The organism is Pradoshia sp. Z6_59 (assembly GCF_058267515.1).
The window spans coordinates 185,996-203,389 of sequence record NZ_JBZCPP010000002.1 but is presented as its reverse complement, the minus strand read 5'-3'; the positions used below and the strand labels follow the sequence as shown (position 1 = coordinate 203,389).

The following is a 17,394-nucleotide window of genomic DNA, read 5'->3' as shown; positions in this document are numbered from 1 at the left end:
ATGAAGTTTTTAATTAAGATTGAGATCTGCCGCTGATTTGTTGTTCACCCATACGAACAAGTCTTTTTGTTATTTCTCCTCCAACAGATCCGTTTGCACGAGCTGTTGTTTCAGCACCAAGTTGTACTCCAAACTCAGTAGAAATTTCGTATTTCATTTGATTGATTGCTTCTGCTGCACCTGGAGCAACCAATTGATTAGATGAGTTATTATTTGAGCTATTTTGAGCCATGATGTTAATCTCCTTTTAAAAAAATGATTTATTTGGCTGGGTCAGTCGGATTTGAACCGACATACAGGAGATTATCGTATGGAATCTCCTTAGCCCTAAACGGCTTGACCCATTGATGTGATTGCGTCTTTCTACTAGCTAGTATGGAAGGTCACACTTTAATTTATACATAGATATAAAAAGGTAAAAGCTGGAGCAGATATTCTTCACAGGGTTATATGGAAGCAGGAAAATATTATCTGGTTTCCATGAACATAAAAAATCTCATGAGTGAAACGATAAGGAAAAGAAAAGGTTTGGAGAGGATAATATGGAATGCCCTTTATGCAATGGTCTAACTTCTATAGAATACTTATGTAAAAATTGCGATATAAATATGGAGGATTTTGGGAAGGTGATGGATTACTATGACGACTATAGTGCATATCTGGAGACCATTATACAAAAACAAACGGACGGAGATCCTCAATCAGTAAGACAGAATACATGCAAGCATCTTTTATCCTGCAGTCAATGTGGCAACGACGAGGTAGTATCCATTAATGAAATGTATATTTGAGAATAATCATAATTCCTGAATACTGACTTAAAGCTATAGCAGGAAACAAAAAAGCCAAGATCCCGAAAGATTTGGCTTTTAGTTTTAATCATTAATTGAATTATGGTCTAATTCTTAATTCAGTGTCTTTATCAAAGAAGTGTGATTTGTTGATATCTAATCCTAATTTAATGGTATCCATTGGACTGATATCAGAACGGGAATCGATACGCGCTACGATGGATTGACCTTCAATTTGAGTATAGAGCATCGTTTCAGCACCCATTAATTCTGATACTTCAATTATGCAGCTGACTGTAGTTTCTGGGGATGCATCCATGAATATAGGTTCATCATGGATATCCTCAGGACGAATACCAAGGACAACATCTTTACCTACATAGCCTTGTTTACGCAAATAGCTTAATTTACCTTCAGGTACGGCGATGCGAGTGCTGCCGGTTACAAAGTATCCATCTTCTAATTTCCCATTAATAAAGTTCATGGCAGGAGATCCGATAAACCCACCTACAAAGATGTTTTCTGGATTTTCATAAACGTCTTTCGGTGCACCAACTTGTTGGATGAAGCCGTCTTTCATAACTACCAGACGAGTAGCCATTGTCATTGCTTCTGTTTGGTCATGTGTTACATAAATTGTAGTTGTATTTAATCTTTGATGAAGCTTAGCGATTTCAGCACGCATTTGTACGCGCAATTTAGCATCCAGGTTAGACAAAGGCTCATCCATAAGGAAAACTTTTGCGTCACGAACGATGGCACGGCCCAATGCAACACGCTGACGTTGACCGCCGGAAAGAGCTTTTGGTTTACGATTTAAATATTCCTCGAGACCAAGAATACGTGCTGCATCTTTAACGCGGCGATCGATTTCAGCTTTATCAAATTTACGAAGCTTTAATCCAAAGGCCATATTATCATATACACTCATATGAGGATATAATGCATAGTTTTGGAAAACCATTGCAATATCACGGTCTTTTGGAGGTACATCATTCACGCGTTTATCATCAATATAGAAGTCACCTTTAGAGATTTCCTCTAATCCGGCAATCATACGTAGAGTTGTGGATTTGCCACATCCAGATGGACCTACGAAAACGATAAACTCTTTATCTTTTATGTGTAAATTAAAATCGGTTACGGCAGTTACCTTATTATCATAAACTTTATAAATATTTTCTAATTTTAACTCAGCCATCTTTAAATGTCCTCCTTGATAACTATGTATTAATGAAACCCTTTTCACAAATAATTTTACTAGTCTAATAGTTAAAAATATATGTTCAATTTGCACAAAGATAATGATTAGGAAATGGGCGGGTTGCACTTATTGATCATTTGTATTCTCCAGTAAACGGATAGCTAAATAGGCACATAAGCTGTCTTCAAATTTTCGAACATCCAGATTGGTGATTTCATAAAATTTATCAAGGCGATATTTTAGGCTGTTACGGTGAAGAAAAAGCTGTTTAGCAGCAACGGTTGCATTGGCGTTAGCTTCAATGTAAATCATAATAGTTTTGAGTAGGTCTTTTTCATTTTTTAATGTGCCAAGTAGATTTTTGGCTAGAGTTATACATAAAGTTTGATTTTTACCTAGTAATAAAAGGTCCAAAAAAGCTGAAGAAAAAGTAATAACTTTATCTTTTGAGTTATACAAACGTATGGTTTTAAAGCAAGTATCTTCTGAAGCGAAATACGTAGTGATCTCATTAGAAAGCGGATAATTATTTCCTATAAATAAACGAAAATGAGTGTATAAATCGCTTTCAAGGGTATGAATGACAGCGTTAAAATCTTGATTTGTGAGCAAGGCAGATTTGGTGTTTTCTATAATGACTCCACTGGATGGGTCCTTCCAGCAAATAACTGGGTCATGAAAAAAGCCATTTATAGCATCGGAGAAGTCTGTAATATTAATATCATTGTTTGGAAGATTATAATGAATAAAGCGGTATGACCCATCTTCAATTTTCGGCAATGGTGCAGTATCCTGTTGGTATAAAAGTTTGTGCCAAAAGATTTGCTGGGCAGATCTATTTAGTTTTTCAGTATGAAGCAAAAAGGGTTCTAAAAAAATATTTAATAGAGCCAATTGATCAGATGATACAGACCTTTTTGGAATACCGATATATTGATTCGCATTTTCTATGTACCAATAATAGGATTGATCCTCCAACGGATATGAAACACAGATTGCGTTGGGAAAGAGTATCAGTAAGTCAGTGTTCATGAGTAATCCTCCAAATAATTTGTATCATAGTCTATTGATTATCATATACATGATAAAGCATCAATTCGTGTACTCTGGATTCTAATTCTGCTTGAGCATGGTCAGATGGTTGTGTTTCTATCCAGGTAATAGAACCATCTTTATGGTAAACTCCTTTATACCGTTTTTTTTCAAAGTAGAAGGAAAACTTCCAACCAGGTATTTTTTCTGTTTCATATAATGATTTCCATTCAAAATGATTAATCAATAGATTGCACCTCAAATCTAAATTTAATAGCAATAATCATAATTATACACTTTAAATAAGCATTTATATCCAATTACAACCTCGTATAAGGAAAGCTAGCATCAAAATCTTCGAAAAATGGACACCGATGGTTGCAATTTAATAGTAGAAAAGACTAAACTATTTCTTACAAACAGGAAGTTTTAAAAAGGAGCTACTTATGGGTACATTTATAACGATTATCACAGTAGTTGTAGTAGGGGCCTTAATAGGCGGTATTACAAACGCCTTAGCCATAAAAATGCTATTCCACCCCTATGAGGCTATTTATATCTTTGGTAAACGCTTGCCATTTACGCCTGGATTAATACCGAAAAGACGAGACGAATTGGCCGAGCAGATGGGTAGGATGGTTGTAGAACACTTAATCACACCAGAGAGTATTAAAAATAAATTACTTACTGGTACTGTCAAAGTTGAAGCTAAGAGAATTGGAAAAAATATATTAGATAAAACAATTTTTTCTGAGATCTCTATAGAAAAGGCGCTTGAAAAAGCTGGATTGGCCGACATTCCGGATTTACTCGTAAGAAAAATTGAATCTCATTCAACCAATTGGTTAGAGGATTGGTACTTGCAGCATAAAAATAAACCATTAGCAACCTTTATACCAGCAAGTGTTGAGGAGAAAATAGAGAATAAAATACCGGATGTTTCTCATTATATCTTGGATAAAGGAATTGCTTTTTTTGCCAGCAATCAAGGTAAGGAAAGACTTCAAAAAATGGCAGATGATTTCATGAGGGAACGGGGAAAACTCGGTGGAATTATGCAGATGCTATTAGGAAATGTAAATCTTGGCGAGAAACTTCAGCCGGAGATTATTAAATTTCTCTCAAATCCTGGTACTAGGGATACGCTGACACAACTCCTGCATAGTGAGTGGCATAAAATAAAACACAAGCAGATTTCTGATGTGGAGGAATTCTATTCATTGGATGAAATGAGAAATTTACTGCATAAAGGAATCATAACCGGCTATAAAAAAGTGGATTTATCTAATCTGACACTTAATCAGATAACTGGTGAATGGAGTGAGACCATCAAGGGAAGATTGCTGCCAAATATTATTGAAGAGATTGCAGCGATTTTAATTGAAAAAGTACCAAGCATAATGGAAAAATTGAAGCTAAAGGAAATTGTCCGTGATCAGGTTGCATCTTTTCCAGTAACTCGTCTGGAAGAAATGGTACTGTCCATCACAAAAAGTGAATTGAAAATGATTACGTATTTAGGAGCCTTATTAGGAGGCTTGATTGGAGTCTTCCAGGGAATCTTTATGATTTTGATGAATTAAAACCATTCTGATAAACATACAATGGATGTATAATGCTTTTGATAATGGTATAGTAAGAGAGACTTCAGTGTAATAGAAAACAGGAGGTATATGATGTCAGTTAATTTATATGATTTAGCGTATACAGTAGAAAAAGGAATACGTGAAAGTGCGGAATATCAAGAACTAAAGAATCAATACAATGCAATAATGGCTGATGAGCAAGCAAGAACGATGTTTAACAATTTCAGAGATATTCAGCTAAATCTTCAGCAAAAACAAATGATGGGTCAGGAAATTACTGAAGAAGAAGTAATGCAGGCTCAAAAAACTGTTGCGCTTGTGCAACAACATGAAGCGATTTCTAAATTAATGGATGCTGAACAAAAAATGAGCGTCATCCTTACAGATCTGAATCGTATTATTACAAAACCATTGGAAGACTTGTACGGAACACAATCCTAAGCATATAAGGAATCGATTAGTGTCGAAGCTTCTCTGCCAGTTAGATTTATTTAATTGGTGAAAGGGAGCTCAGGGCGCTAAATCGGTTCTTTTTTTCTTTATAACTGTTCTATTTCTGCCAAAATCCTCATACAGAATGTATATGGGCATCATGAAAGGTGGGTTGGACATCATGGTATATAAACTGTTAATGATTAATATGGATGGTGCACTATTATCTTCAAAAGGAAAACTCCATACTCTTACAAGAGAATCAATTGAATACGTTGCTAAAAAGGGAGTAGAAGTAGCTCTGATAACCTCTGAAAATTATGACTATACACAGAGAACAGGAAAAGCTCTTAGATGTAATCCGCATATTATTGCGCATCAGGGTGGCTTTATTTTGGAGAATCTTCATAATCCTATTTTTGTTAAGCGAATATCTGAGAACACTACCCTCGATATCGTTCGTTTTTTAGAAAAATTAAGTGGTCATATCCGCTTAATTCATGAGGATATGACAATCGGAAATAGAATGGATCTGCCAACACCGCTCTTTGCAAGAATCAAATGGACACCGGGAGAGAGCAATATATATGCCCAGCAATTTGTAGATTCTCTTGATGAGTATTTACGCACGCATCCGATGTCGCCATTGCAAATTGATATATATATGGATAAAAAACAGGACAGAATCGATGCAAAGTCAGGTCTTGAAGCGATGTTTGAAAACGTAATGATCCAGGAAAGTCATCCGAATAAGCTTGTGATTTTACCAGAACAGGTGACTAAAGAGAAGGCTTTTAACTACTTATTAAAAAACAGGGGTATATCAGCAAATGAAGTGGTCTTAATTGGCAGCGATCAAGATGAATCAGAGCTGGTAAGAAATGTGGGACTTGGTGTAGCTGTGGCAAATGCTGATGCAGCCGTAAAGCGATCAGCCAAATGGATTACTCGCAGTAATGATGAACTGGGTGTGGCCTATCTCATTAAAGAGGTATTCAGAAGACAGCATCCAATTGGATTCTTAAAAAAGATGAATATCAAAACTGATTAAATAGGTGTTGAAGGTGTTCTTTATACCACCTACAAAAGGATGGCTCCTCTTGAGTTATCCTTTTTTGGGGGATCGGTAATAAATATTGTCGGTTTAGGGTTTCGTTATGATGATAAAGGAGCTATTTAGGGCTTTTCAGCTTAACTTCGTAACTTCGCAATAATCTAGCCAAACTTCGCCATAATCCAGCCGATTCAGCTGATAATCCAGCCAAACTCCGTAATAATCCAGTCGGTTCAAACAATAATCCAGCCAAACACCTAAATTGGGGGTCCATTCCTTTACTCTTTTGATGGAATTCAGATTCGGCTTCTAGGAACTCAAGTCATCAGTTAATACTCAGCGGAGGCCTGCAGGATTTAGTTCACAATGATCTTTCTACGCGATGTGGTGCTTCATAGTCTTTGCTCAATAGGACCCTTCCTATCAGTACTCCTCTTATGCTTGTCGCTCCTTGACAGTCGCCTAAGCTTTTTTTTATTGGCTGAATAGCCTCATTCCCAAATAGTCATGATAAGGAAGACATGTTTTATTTGTGATTGACCACTGTCATGATGTTCAGTAAACTGATATGGATTGAATTTTTGAAAAGGGGATAGGCATGCGTATTTTAGTAAATGGCATTGAGGATGAAAGGCTGCATAGGCCCTTATCTTTAATTGCGGACTTATTTTTTGAAGAGGCAACATTGCTTAACAACGATGAATCACCATCAGATTTATCAATTACATTAAAACAAGAAATGATTAATCATACATTATATACAAAAGCGATATTAGAGGATTCTTTATCTAATAAAGTACATGAATCCACATTTGAAAGAGATGTCATGAACCAGACAGATGAAAAGGCTCTTTTTAAACAAAAAAAGCATTCCTATTCCTATGTTTTTTTAAAGGTTTTAGAACAACATACAGGAATGATTCAGAAATGGGGATTGTTGACAGGTGTTCGTCCCACGAAATTGTGGCATCAATATGTGAAAAAGAAGATAGATGCATCTGTTGCCAAGAGAGAGCTGCGGGCTTCCTATTCCATTACAGACGAGAAATTAAATTTGCTGGAGGAAATTGCTGGCCGTCAATTAGAAGTCATTCCGGATTTATATGATTTGAGTAGGGAAGTGAGCATTTATATTGGAATTCCTTTCTGCCCTACTAAATGCGCCTATTGTACATTCCCCGCTTATGCAATTAATGGACGTCAGGGAAATGTAACATCCTTTTTAGGTGGACTGCATTATGAAATGCGAGAAATCGGTAAATGGCTGAAGGAAAATCATATGAAAATTACGACCATCTACTTTGGCGGCGGTACACCGACAAGTATATCAGCTGAAGAAATGGACATCCTTTACGAGGAACTATATGAATCATTCCCTGATATCAAACATGTGCGGGAAATTACGGTGGAAGCCGGTCGGCCGGATACGATTACACCGGAAAAATTGAAGGTCTTAAAAAAATGGAATATTGATCGAATCAGTATTAATCCACAGTCCTATACACAGGAAACATTGAAGGCGATTGGGCGACATCACACGGTAGAGGAAACAATTGAAAAATATAAACTGGCTAAAGAGACCGGTATGAATAATGTGAATATGGATTTAATTATTGGGCTTCCGGGTGAAGGTGTCACTGAATTAAAGAATAGTTTACACGAAACAGAAAAATTGATGCCGGAATCATTGACTGTTCATACGTTATCCTTTAAACGTGCTTCTGAAATGACGAGAAATAAAATGCGCTATAAGGTTGCGGACCGTACGGAAGTAGAAAAAATGATGAATGAAGCTGAAAATTGGACTGCAGCTCATGGATACCATCCATACTATTTATACAGGCAAAAGAACATTTTAGGTAACCTTGAGAATGTCGGATATTCATTGCCTGGAATGGAGAGTTTGTATAATATCCTGATTATGGAGGAGCAGCAAACGATCATAGGACTTGGATGTGGGGCAGCAAGTAAATTCATTGATCCTGATACAGGAAAAATCACGCACTTTGCCAATCCAAAAGATCCAAAATCCTATAATGATAGTTATGAGCATTATACAACTAAAAAAATTGATTACTTAAAAGAATTATTTTTACGCTGATTAACAAACCGAGTTCTCATGTAGATGGAGGACTCGGTTAATTTTTTCGCTAAATATACAAATAATTCTAATAAGTTACACCTTTTTTGTGTTAAAACGCTTACACAAACCTTTATAATAAATATATATCAAATTTGAAAGGGGATTTTGCCAGTGAAACCTGCCTCTATTATCAAGAGCGTGCTTGTGCAAAAGGAAGGCACTGTCGCTACCGTGTCATTAAACCGTCCTGAAGTATTAAATGCTCTTAATAAAGAGATGCTTGTTGAATTAAACAAGGAATTAAAAGCATTGAGTCTTGATGAGGAAATTACAATTATTATTCTTAAAGGAAATGGCAATGGTTTTTGCTCAGGCGGCGATATTAAATCAATGTTTAATTTGGGCAGTGAAAAAGATTTTTATGGAATAATGGATTGTATCAACGAACTAGCCATGGCCATGTATACGATGCCGAAATTAACAATTGCAGCAGTTCACGGGGCAGCAGCGGGACTTGGATTCAGCCTTGCCTTGGCCACTGACTGCATTATTGCAGAGCAGGAGAGTAAATTAGCCATGAATTTCATTGGGATTGGCTTGATTCCTGATGGCGGAGGACACTTCTTTCTAGAGAGAAGACTGGGAGAATTAAAAGCTCAGGAAGTAATCTGGGAAGGTAAAGTGATGAGCGCTGAGCAGGCATCAGAAATTGGATTGGTTGATCTGGTAACAACGAATAGCCTTGAGGATGAGGTTCAGAAAAAGGTAAAAGAATGGCAGGCAAAACCAATTTTGTCTATGATCCGGACAAAGAAAATTCTTGCTGAAACAAATCGTCCTAAGCTATTGAAGATGCTTGAATTGGAGAAATACTCGCAGTATGTGATGAGACAAACAGAGGATCATGAAGAGGGTATCAAGGCGTTTGTTGAGAAAAGGAAGCCTAATTTTAAAGGGAAATAAAAAGGTTTGTATGATTCCGTTATAAACGGATCATACAAACCTTTTCTTATCTATGGAATAATAGTAGCTTGCCAAGCGGTGAGGTGAACCGATGTGTCTTTTCTTCGTATTCTTTTTCAGCTAACAGCTTTTGTCCCAATTCTTTGGCGCTTTCATCATTCTCTGCCTGAATCGATTCTTCTAAAATCTTTTCACCATCTGCTTCAAACACGGTTAATTTATAGATTTTCATCTTTATTCCTCCTAAATTCAGCTGATCAGCAGTTGATATTATTTTCGCATAAGAAGACAAAATTTGTAAAGTTTAGAATTACCTTTCAATTTATCAGGTGGATATATTAGAATATATATAGACATAAAAATTGGAAAAAGGGGGAAATGCTTTTGACACTACTGGTAAATAACGTAGTAAAACAATTTGGAGAATTTACAGCAGTAAATCATCTTTCACTTGATGTGGAAGAGGGAACGATGTTTGGTATGCTCGGGGCAAACGGGGCTGGTAAGACTACTACTTTCAGAATGATTCTTGGTTTATTGGACCCTACAGAAGGGAGCATTAGTTGGAAGGGAAGGAAAATTGACTATTCCACAAGCTCGATGATCGGTTATCTTCCTGAAGAGCGAGGGTTGTATCCAAAGATTAAAACGGGTGAACAATTAATTTATCTGGCTCGTTTGCGAGGAATGAACAGATCCGATGCCATGCAGGAAGCAAAAGGCTGGTTGGATCGCTTTAATGTTCCGGAATATTACGAAAAAAAAGTTGGTGACCTCTCTAAAGGGAATCAACAAAAAATACAATTTATTGCGTCAGTTATACATAAACCAGAATTGTTAATTTTGGATGAACCATTTAGCGGTTTGGACCCTGTAAATGTGGAATTATTAAAAAAGGCAGTCCATGATTTAAGGAAGAATGGGACGACTATCGTCTTTTCCAGCCACCGTATGGAACACGTTGAGGAATTATGTGAACAGCTCTGCATACTTAAGCAAGGAGAGGCAGTCGTTAATGGTTCACTAAAGGATATCAAACGTTCCTATGGCAAAAAGAATATAGTAATACATGCTGATTTTGATCTTAAATTCCTGACTGATTATCCTGGTGTGACAAAAGCAGTAGAAGTAACGGAAGGAATTCATTTGCAAATTGCGGATGAGAAGGATGCTGAATTAATCTTACAGGATACAGTTAAGCATGGTTTCATACGTAAATTTGAATTGGAAGAACCATCCTTGAAGGATATCTTTATTGAAAAGGTTGGTGCTCAATATGAATAAGTTTTGGATTATGACATTTCAGACGTATATATCAAAGGTTAAAAGTAAGTCATTTGTCATTTCGACTGCAGTTATTTTATTAATGGTTCTCGCTTTTACGAACTTGGATCGAATTATCGGTTTGTTTGATGAAGGTGATACAACAATTGGAATCGTGGAAAATTCAGGTGATTTCTATGCCGCACTGGAAAAGCAGCTTGATAGTAGTGGTAGCGAATTAAGCCTGAAAACATATAAATCTGAAACTGAAGTAAAGAAAGCTGAAGAAGAGGGAGAATTGGAAGGATATTTATTGCTTGAAGAGCAAGACGGTATTCCAATAGGTGTCTATAAGGCCCAATCCATCGCCAATTCAAATGAAAGTACAGAAATCCAAAATGCTTTGCAGCAAATACAAACAAGTATTCTAACAAAGCAGGTTAACATAACAGATGAGCAGCTGGCAGCTATCTACAAACCCGTTTCCTTTGAAGTCGTCCCATTAAATAATCAGGCTAAATCAGAGGAAGAGCTTAATCAGGCCCGCGGCCTAGTCTATGTGATGATCTTTGTCATTTATTTCTCTGTTATTGTGTATGCCGGTATGATTGCCAACGAAGTGGCCATTGAAAAATCATCACGTGTGATGGAGATCTTAATTTCAAGTGTGTCACCAATTCAGCAAATGTTCGCGAAAATCACTGGAATTGCTCTGCTGACATTGACACAGCTTGCCATATTTGTGCTGGTTGGATATTTATCATTTAAAAGCAGCAGTGGGATGGGAGAAATTTTCGAGGCTTTTGGCTTTGACAATATGAAAGCGAAGACGATTGTTTATGCGGTTATATTTACCTTCTTAGGTTATTTATTATATGCCACAATGGCAGCGTTTCTTGGTTCCTTAGTAAGTAAGATTGAAGACTTGCAACAAATGATCATGCCAATGACCATGCTGGTTATCCTGGCTTTCATGCTTGCCATGACCGGGCTTGGCAATCCGGAAGCAACCTTTATAAAGGTGTCATCCTATATTCCGTTCTTCACACCTATGCTTATGTTTATGCGTATAGGGATGCTTGAGATATCCAATATCGAAATTGCGATAAGCATTGGTATTCTGCTTGTGACGATTGGATTATTAGCCTATTTTGGAGCTAAAGTCTATAAAGGCGGAGTTTTAATGTATGGAAATTCAAGTTCATTTAAAGATATTAAAAAAGCACTGGATTTAACAAACAGCAATAAGTAAACAAAGACTCACTTCCGAAAATGGGAAGTGAGTTTTTTGTGGTTCTTAGCAGTATGTTTAATTTTCCTAAATAAAAATCCTTTGCAATCCCCTGGCTGATTACGGGGAGGTCATATTTATCTAATTGTATTTGTATATGAGATAATTAAATTTACGTTTTTTTTGATTAAAAGAACAATCGTTTGTAGTAAAATGGCATGGAAGGAGTGTGGTACAGTGCGAGGCGTAAAATTTATACATGCAGCTGATCTGCATTTGGGCAGCGTTTTTTCAGGATTTCAGCATATGCATAGTGCCATTTATGACAAAATAAAAAACAGTGGATATTCAGCATTAACAAGGCTAGTGGACACGGCAATTCAGGAAAGAATTGATTTTGTTATTTTTGCTGGAGATATTTATGATAATGAAGAACGAAACTTGAAGGCACAATTGAAATTTAAGGCTGAAATGGAAAGATTGGAAAACTATTCGATTCCTGTCTATATAATTCATGGAAATCATGATTACATGAATGGGAATTACTTTGATATAAGCTTACCAGCCAATGTACATCAGTTTGGACGCGAAGTAGAAGTTAAACAATTTATTAAAGAAAATGATGCAACTGTCGTAAATCTATATGGATTCAGTTATGATAAGCGCCATATACATGATCGGGTTATTCAGGAGTATAAAAAGGCGGACGATGGTGATTATCATATTGGTATATTACACGGTAATTTAGATGGAGAGAGTGCTCATGGAAACTATGCTCCTTTTACCAGAAGTGAACTGCTTAGTAAGCAATTTGACTACTGGGCTCTGGGGCATATCCATAAACGAATGGAAATTCTGCAGGATCCACCAGCCATTTATCCAGGATGCTTGCAGGGGAGAAATAAAAAAGAGACAGGTGAAAAAGGGTTCTATATAGTCTCCATGTCAGGGTCAGATACTTCTTTAGAATTTGTACCTGTATCGACCGTTGAATGGAAAACGGAAACCATTCAGGCAGATCATATTTCATCTGTAAACGAACTTATAGCTGAACTAGATAAAATAAAAGAGGGTGCGTATGAGCCAGATAAGTCTATTCTGCTGAATATCATGATCGATGCATCTGATTGCAAAATGAATCCTGAATGGCTATTTGTAGATATGGATTATTTACTTGAAGGTCTTCAGGATGAGGAGATGGATGATATTTCTGTATGGATCCATTCCTGTACACTGATTCCACCCCGCTATGCAAGCGGAGGCGGAGAGCTGTCTGATACATTTATAGATGAACTTTTGAGGACAACTGCCAATATGAATTCTGAACAGTATCTGAAATACGGGGAAGCTCTCTTTACTCATTCTACGGCAAGGAAATATATAGAGCCATGGGAGGAAAACGAGTGGCAGCAAATCTTGGACGAGGCAACGCTTGAATTAGTAAAGCGCTTGAATCGTTAAAAATGAGGAGAAAATGCTTTGATTATAAAGAAAATACATATATATGGATTTGGTAAATTTGTAGACTACAAACAAGAATTAACATCAGATATAAATGTATTCTACGGAGAAAATGAGGCTGGTAAATCAACGATTTTTTCCTTTATCCATGCCATGTTATTTGGATTCCCTGCTAAGAACCAAACAACAGCCTCCTACGAACCGTCGGGGAGCAGCCGGTATGGTGGAAAACTGGTTATTGAGCTCCCTGAAATAGGTGAAATAACGATTGAAAGAGTTAAAGGGCACCAGGGTACAGAATGTGGAGTTTATAACAGGTTTGGGAGATTAGGGGGAGAGGAGAAAATAAAAGAATGGTTGAAGGGAGTCGACCGAAGCTTCTATGAATCTATATACTCCTTTAATCTAGACGGCTTACAGGATATTTATCGTCTGGAAGAAGATCAATTGGGCAAATATCTCTTTTTTGCTGGCATGAGTGGCAGTGAGAGGCTTTGGGAGATGGAAGCAGGCTTGCAAAAGCAAATGGACAGTCTCTTTAAGCCAGGTGGAAAGAAGCCCATCCTGAATCAAAAGCTGGCTGAATTAAAGCAAAGCTCCCAGGCAATTCAAAAAGCAAGGGAGAAAGAGAAAAGCTATAATACCTTTTTGAGCGAAGAAAGGGAATTAAGTAAAGAAATTTCGCTAACTCAAGAACAAATAGAGCGGATAAAAACGAACTTGATTCATTTAAAGGATTGGAAGAGACTGCTGCCTTCCATTCAGGAGCTTGCTGCCATTGAAACGCGCCTATCAGAATTAAAAGAATCTCCTTTTCCGGTAAATGGGATGGGGCGCATGGAAAAGATAGAGGCTGAAAGGTCGGCAAAGGAAACATTCCTGCAAACTCAGTTAAATAAATTGAAAGTACTCCAGAATGAAAAGGATTCCCTCCATGTCAATGAACAGTGGCTGGCAAGTGGGGAAAGGGTACGTCAAGCTGAGCTTTATAGTGATAAATTGATCATCCTACTCGAAGAAATCAGGACTCAATCGATTGAATTAGAGCATATAGAGGATAAAATCATTAAGCTTCAGGGAGATTTACATACACAATTTGACCCTGGTATGGTTGAAGATTTTGATACAAGTATCTTTCGGAAAGAGGAAATTAAACAGATAGAATTAGAGAAGCATACACTTACCAAGAAGAAGATGGAGCTTGATGCTCAGCTTGAAAAAGAACGAGTCAAATTGGAACAAATCGAGCAAATCATTGAAATTTATGAGAGAAAATTGTTGCCTGACAATGAAAGAGATAGGCTTAAAAGAGTAGTAGAGCAGTATGAACATGCTGACAAGGCAGCACATGAAGAAAAGTCAGCCAAGGAAGTCATCCAGCGATTAAAGCAACGAAGGAATCAAGCATTGGAATCAGAGAAAAAGGGTAAGAAAAAACAGACAGTTATTCTGGGCTCTGTCTCTTTGGCTTCCATTTTGGCGGTTCTATTATTAATTTTAGGAGGACAGCTTGGTGTTGCATTGATTGTAGCGGTTGTCGGTATTGTACTCGTTATATATTTAAATTCAATGAATGGTAATCAACTGCAATCTGATGAATTAGCGAAAGAAATTAACTATTATGAGGAAATCGTAAAAAATTCATCTTCGATTTCAATTGATGAACAAAGCTATAGAATGCAAAAAAGTATGCTTGAAGAGGATACAGCAAATCGAGAAAAATATAAGCTGGAATCACTGCGCAAAGAGCAACAGGAAGCAATATTTGACAGTTTAATTGATTCCTTTGAAGAATGGGAAAAAGAGCTGGCGCTTTGTAAACATAAATTGATTATGCTTGGAAATGAATGGTCATTGCCTAATGAGGTATCATGTACGATGCTTTCAGATGCTTTTGAGCGAATTGAACAAATTAAAAACCTTATGTTGGAGAAAAGCAAGCTCATTTCATTGCTTGCTTATACAGAGGAAAAAAAGAATGAGTATATCCGCTATATAGGGGAGCTTTCAGAGGAATTTGGTGTTACCGGCACTCAAAGCATTGAGCAAATAAACTATACAATTGTCCAGAAGTACAAAGAGAATGAATTGGTCAATAGGCAAAAAAATAATATGCTCGAAAAAATACAGGAGCTCGAGGAAGAAATTATACCTTTAAAGGACTTGTGCAGACAGCTAAATCAAGAAAAGCAGCAATTGCTTCAGGAAGCTGAGTGTCATGAAGTGGAAAGGTTCTATCAGTGCGGTAGAGATGCCGAAGAAAGAAGTCAGCTCAGCATGGCAAGGAGACAATTGATTGGGCAGCTGGGACGTTATGCGGACCTCAATCAGTACCATTCTGTTACAGACTTGATTTTAAAGGAAAGAATTGAGGAGAATGAGGGTGAGCAGTCTTCCTATGAATCGACATTAAATCGGTTACGAAAAAGACTTGCAGAGGTAAAATACGAGATAAATAGGCTTGAGGAGGATGGAACAGTAGAGGCGTTGCTTCATGACCATCAGCTACTAAAACAGGAATTTCAAGTGTTGGCTAAGAAGTGGACAACATTCAGCCTTATGAAGGGGACTCTGGCTGAGTCTATAACGACGTATAAAGAAGAAAAACTGCCTGCAATTATTGAACAAGCTAATGAGTATCTACGTAAACTTACAAATGGAAGATATGAAAAAATCCTATTTTCAGAAAATGGTGAGGGACTCTCTTTACTGGACCATAAGGGATTAGAGGTTCACTCGAAAAATTTGAGCAGAGGGACAGCAGAACTTACTTATGTATCTATCAGGCTTGCTTTAGCGGGTACGATTGATGGAAGAAAAGAATGGCCACTGATCATGGATGACACGTTTGTCAATTTTGATGATAAGCGAACGGAAAGAATGATTTCTCTATTAAAGCATATTAGTAAAGAGGGGAATCAGGTTCTCTTTTTTACCTGCCATGATCATATTGCTGCAATGTTTAATGGGCAGAATATCATCCAATTAACAAGATGATTTTTAAATATTAATTTGCCTTCGCATGATATAATAAATATTGGAATGGACCGGGGAGGGATATACATGAAGGGAATTGCCCATCATGAAGTTGGAGATACGATAGATCTTCATCTATTCATAAAGAATGCTATAAAAGGAACAGCAAGTAATGGAAAACCTTTTTTATCGTTAATTTTCCAGGATAAAAGCGGAGAAATAGAAGCAAAGCTTTGGGATGTAAAACCTGAGGATGAACAGCTGTATATGCCGGAAGCAATCGTACGGGTAACAGGAGATATACAAAATTATAAAGGTAAGCTTCAGCTTCGAATTCGATCGATTCGCCTGAAGTACGATAATGAGACGGTCAATATTGCTGATTTATTGCCGACTGCTCCTCTTGGAAAAAATGAGATGTCTGAAACGATTACAAAATATATATTCGAGATGACGAATCCTAATATACAGCGGATTACGAGACATTTGGTTAAAAAATATTTTAATGAGTTTTTGGAATATCCTGCTGCCACGAAAAATCACCATGAATTTTTCTCTGGTCTGGCATACCATGTTGTTTCGATGTTAAACTTAGCAAAATCAATTGCTGAGCTATACCCATCATTGAATAAAGATTTATTATATGCGGGAGTCATCCTTCATGATCTAGGTAAAGTGAAGGAATTATCAGGACCAATTGCGACCACTTACACAGTGGAAGGCAATTTGCTTGGCCATATTTCAATTATGGTGAATGAAATCGGTAAAGCTGCTGATGAATTGAATATTCAGGGGGAAGAAGTTCTTATTCTTCAGCATATCGTTTTGAGCCATCATGGAAAAGCGGAATGGGGCAGCCCAAAACCGCCATTGGTTAAAGAGGCAGAGGTTCTGCATTATATTGATAATTTGGATGCGAAAATGAATATGATGGATCGTGCGCTTGATCGGGTAAAACCGGGAGAATTTACAGAGCGAATCTTCCCTCTCGATAATCGCAGCCTGTATAAACCGAATATTAAATAATTATCGATTCTAAAATATGCTTTCCGTTAAGTGGAAAGCATATTTTTTTTTAACAAGCATATAGTTTTAAAAAGGATGCTTAATCCTTAAGGAGGGGGAAGACAAGCTTGTCAATTTTTATTGGAGTAATCATAGCTGGTATCTTCTTAAGTGCTTTTATGACCATAAAATCAATCAGGGAAGAGCAAAAAGTGGATGAATCGTGGATTGAACAGGAGGGGAATGTTTATATAGAAAGAATGGAAGAAGAAAAAAGAAAAAGAGCAATGGCACAATAAAAACTCGACCAAAC

18 protein-coding genes are annotated in these 17,394 nt (G+C 37.1%); 12 read left to right on the top strand and 6 right to left on the bottom strand.

Annotated features, from left to right (window positions below; all coding sequences use genetic code 11):
* Positions 1–13: 13 nt before the first annotated feature.
* Positions 14–232 carry an alpha/beta-type small acid-soluble spore protein gene (locus tag AC4D4B_RS03170; protein WP_490995585.1) on the bottom strand — a complete coding sequence of 73 codons (219 nt, stop codon included), beginning with the start codon at positions 230–232 and terminating at the stop codon, positions 14–16.
* 394 nt (positions 233–626) lie between these two features.
* On the opposite strand from AC4D4B_RS03170, the gene AC4D4B_RS03165 reads away from it, so the two are divergent.
* Positions 627–791: a hypothetical protein gene (locus AC4D4B_RS03165; protein WP_490999157.1), complete on the top strand. Its 165-nt coding sequence runs from the start codon at positions 627–629 to the stop codon at positions 789–791.
* Between the two features lie 100 nt (positions 792–891).
* Here AC4D4B_RS03165 and AC4D4B_RS03160 read toward each other — a convergent pair whose 3' ends face one another.
* The 3 genes from AC4D4B_RS03160 to AC4D4B_RS03150 all read right to left on the bottom strand — a co-directional run bounded on the left by AC4D4B_RS03160 (position 892) and on the right by AC4D4B_RS03150 (position 3,274).
* Positions 892–1,992 carry an ABC transporter ATP-binding protein gene (locus tag AC4D4B_RS03160; protein WP_490995583.1) on the bottom strand — a complete coding sequence of 367 codons (1,101 nt, stop codon included), beginning with the start codon at positions 1,990–1,992 and terminating at the stop codon, positions 892–894.
* 129 nt (positions 1,993–2,121) lie between these two features.
* Positions 2,122–3,027 (bottom strand): PucR family transcriptional regulator, encoded by a 906-nt coding sequence (locus AC4D4B_RS03155; RefSeq protein ID WP_490999156.1) that lies wholly within the window; start codon positions 3,025–3,027, stop codon positions 2,122–2,124.
* Positions 3,028–3,058: 31 nt separating this feature from the next.
* A complete protein-coding gene (locus tag AC4D4B_RS03150) occupies positions 3,059–3,274 on the bottom strand; it encodes a YheE family protein (RefSeq protein ID WP_490995581.1) in 216 nt (71 codons plus the stop codon).
* Positions 3,275–3,473: 199 nt separating this feature from the next.
* Between AC4D4B_RS03150 and AC4D4B_RS03145 the strand changes: the two genes are divergently transcribed.
* The 3 genes from AC4D4B_RS03145 to AC4D4B_RS03135 all read left to right on the top strand — a co-directional run bounded on the left by AC4D4B_RS03145 (position 3,474) and on the right by AC4D4B_RS03135 (position 6,096).
* On the top strand, positions 3,474–4,610 hold the full coding sequence (locus AC4D4B_RS03145) for a DUF445 domain-containing protein (RefSeq protein WP_490999155.1): 1,137 nt from the start codon (positions 3,474–3,476) through the stop codon (positions 4,608–4,610).
* A gap of 93 nt (positions 4,611–4,703) precedes the next feature.
* Positions 4,704–5,054 carry a YlbF/YmcA family competence regulator gene (locus AC4D4B_RS03140; protein WP_066101929.1) on the top strand — a complete coding sequence of 117 codons (351 nt, stop codon included), beginning with the start codon at positions 4,704–4,706 and terminating at the stop codon, positions 5,052–5,054.
* A gap of 172 nt (positions 5,055–5,226) precedes the next feature.
* Complete coding sequence (locus AC4D4B_RS03135; protein ID WP_490995579.1) at positions 5,227–6,096, top strand: HAD hydrolase family protein; 870 nt, start codon at positions 5,227–5,229, stop codon at positions 6,094–6,096.
* Positions 6,097–6,217: 121 nt separating this feature from the next.
* Here AC4D4B_RS03135 and AC4D4B_RS03130 read toward each other — a convergent pair whose 3' ends face one another.
* On the bottom strand, positions 6,218–6,352 hold the full coding sequence (locus AC4D4B_RS03130) for a hypothetical protein (RefSeq protein ID WP_490999154.1): 135 nt from the start codon (positions 6,350–6,352) through the stop codon (positions 6,218–6,220).
* 345 nt (positions 6,353–6,697) lie between these two features.
* Here AC4D4B_RS03130 and AC4D4B_RS03125 point away from each other — a divergent pair, with 345 nt between their 5' ends.
* Both AC4D4B_RS03125 and AC4D4B_RS03120 read left to right on the top strand, forming a co-directional pair.
* Positions 6,698–8,200, top strand: coding sequence for a coproporphyrinogen III oxidase (locus AC4D4B_RS03125; RefSeq protein WP_490999153.1), 1,503 nt, complete (start codon positions 6,698–6,700; stop codon positions 8,198–8,200).
* A 153-nt stretch (positions 8,201–8,353) separates the two neighbouring features.
* Complete coding sequence (locus tag AC4D4B_RS03120) at positions 8,354–9,145, top strand: enoyl-CoA hydratase (RefSeq protein WP_490999152.1); 792 nt, start codon at positions 8,354–8,356, stop codon at positions 9,143–9,145.
* Positions 9,146–9,191: 46 nt separating this feature from the next.
* On the opposite strand, the gene AC4D4B_RS03115 is transcribed toward AC4D4B_RS03120, so the two are convergent.
* On the bottom strand, positions 9,192–9,377 hold the full coding sequence (locus AC4D4B_RS03115; RefSeq protein WP_139891504.1) for a YhzD family protein: 186 nt from the start codon (positions 9,375–9,377) through the stop codon (positions 9,192–9,194).
* Positions 9,378–9,529: 152 nt separating this feature from the next.
* Between AC4D4B_RS03115 and AC4D4B_RS03110 the strand changes: the two genes are divergently transcribed.
* The 6 genes from AC4D4B_RS03110 to AC4D4B_RS03085 all read left to right on the top strand — a co-directional run bounded on the left by AC4D4B_RS03110 (position 9,530) and on the right by AC4D4B_RS03085 (position 17,380).
* The gene (locus AC4D4B_RS03110; protein WP_490999151.1) at positions 9,530–10,429 is read left to right on the top strand and encodes an ABC transporter ATP-binding protein; all 900 of its coding nucleotides are present in this window, start codon (positions 9,530–9,532) and stop codon (positions 10,427–10,429) included.
* A complete protein-coding gene (locus AC4D4B_RS03105; RefSeq protein ID WP_490995573.1) occupies positions 10,422–11,660 on the top strand; it encodes an ABC transporter permease in 1,239 nt (412 codons plus the stop codon). The genes AC4D4B_RS03110 and AC4D4B_RS03105 overlap by 8 nt, the downstream gene beginning before the upstream one ends.
* Positions 11,661–11,876: 216 nt before the next feature.
* Positions 11,877–13,100 (top strand): metallophosphoesterase family protein, encoded by a 1,224-nt coding sequence (locus tag AC4D4B_RS03100; RefSeq protein WP_490995572.1) that lies wholly within the window; start codon positions 11,877–11,879, stop codon positions 13,098–13,100.
* Positions 13,101–13,118: 18 nt separating this feature from the next.
* Positions 13,119–16,097 (top strand): ATP-binding protein, encoded by a 2,979-nt coding sequence (locus AC4D4B_RS03095; RefSeq protein WP_490999150.1) that lies wholly within the window; start codon positions 13,119–13,121, stop codon positions 16,095–16,097.
* 66 nt (positions 16,098–16,163) lie between these two features.
* The gene (yhaM, locus tag AC4D4B_RS03090; RefSeq protein ID WP_066101894.1) at positions 16,164–17,102 is read left to right on the top strand and encodes a 3'-5' exoribonuclease YhaM; all 939 of its coding nucleotides are present in this window, start codon (positions 16,164–16,166) and stop codon (positions 17,100–17,102) included.
* A gap of 107 nt (positions 17,103–17,209) precedes the next feature.
* Positions 17,210–17,380: a sporulation YhaL family protein gene (locus AC4D4B_RS03085; RefSeq protein ID WP_490995570.1), complete on the top strand. Its 171-nt coding sequence runs from the start codon at positions 17,210–17,212 to the stop codon at positions 17,378–17,380.
* Positions 17,381–17,394: the final 14 nt, after the last annotated feature.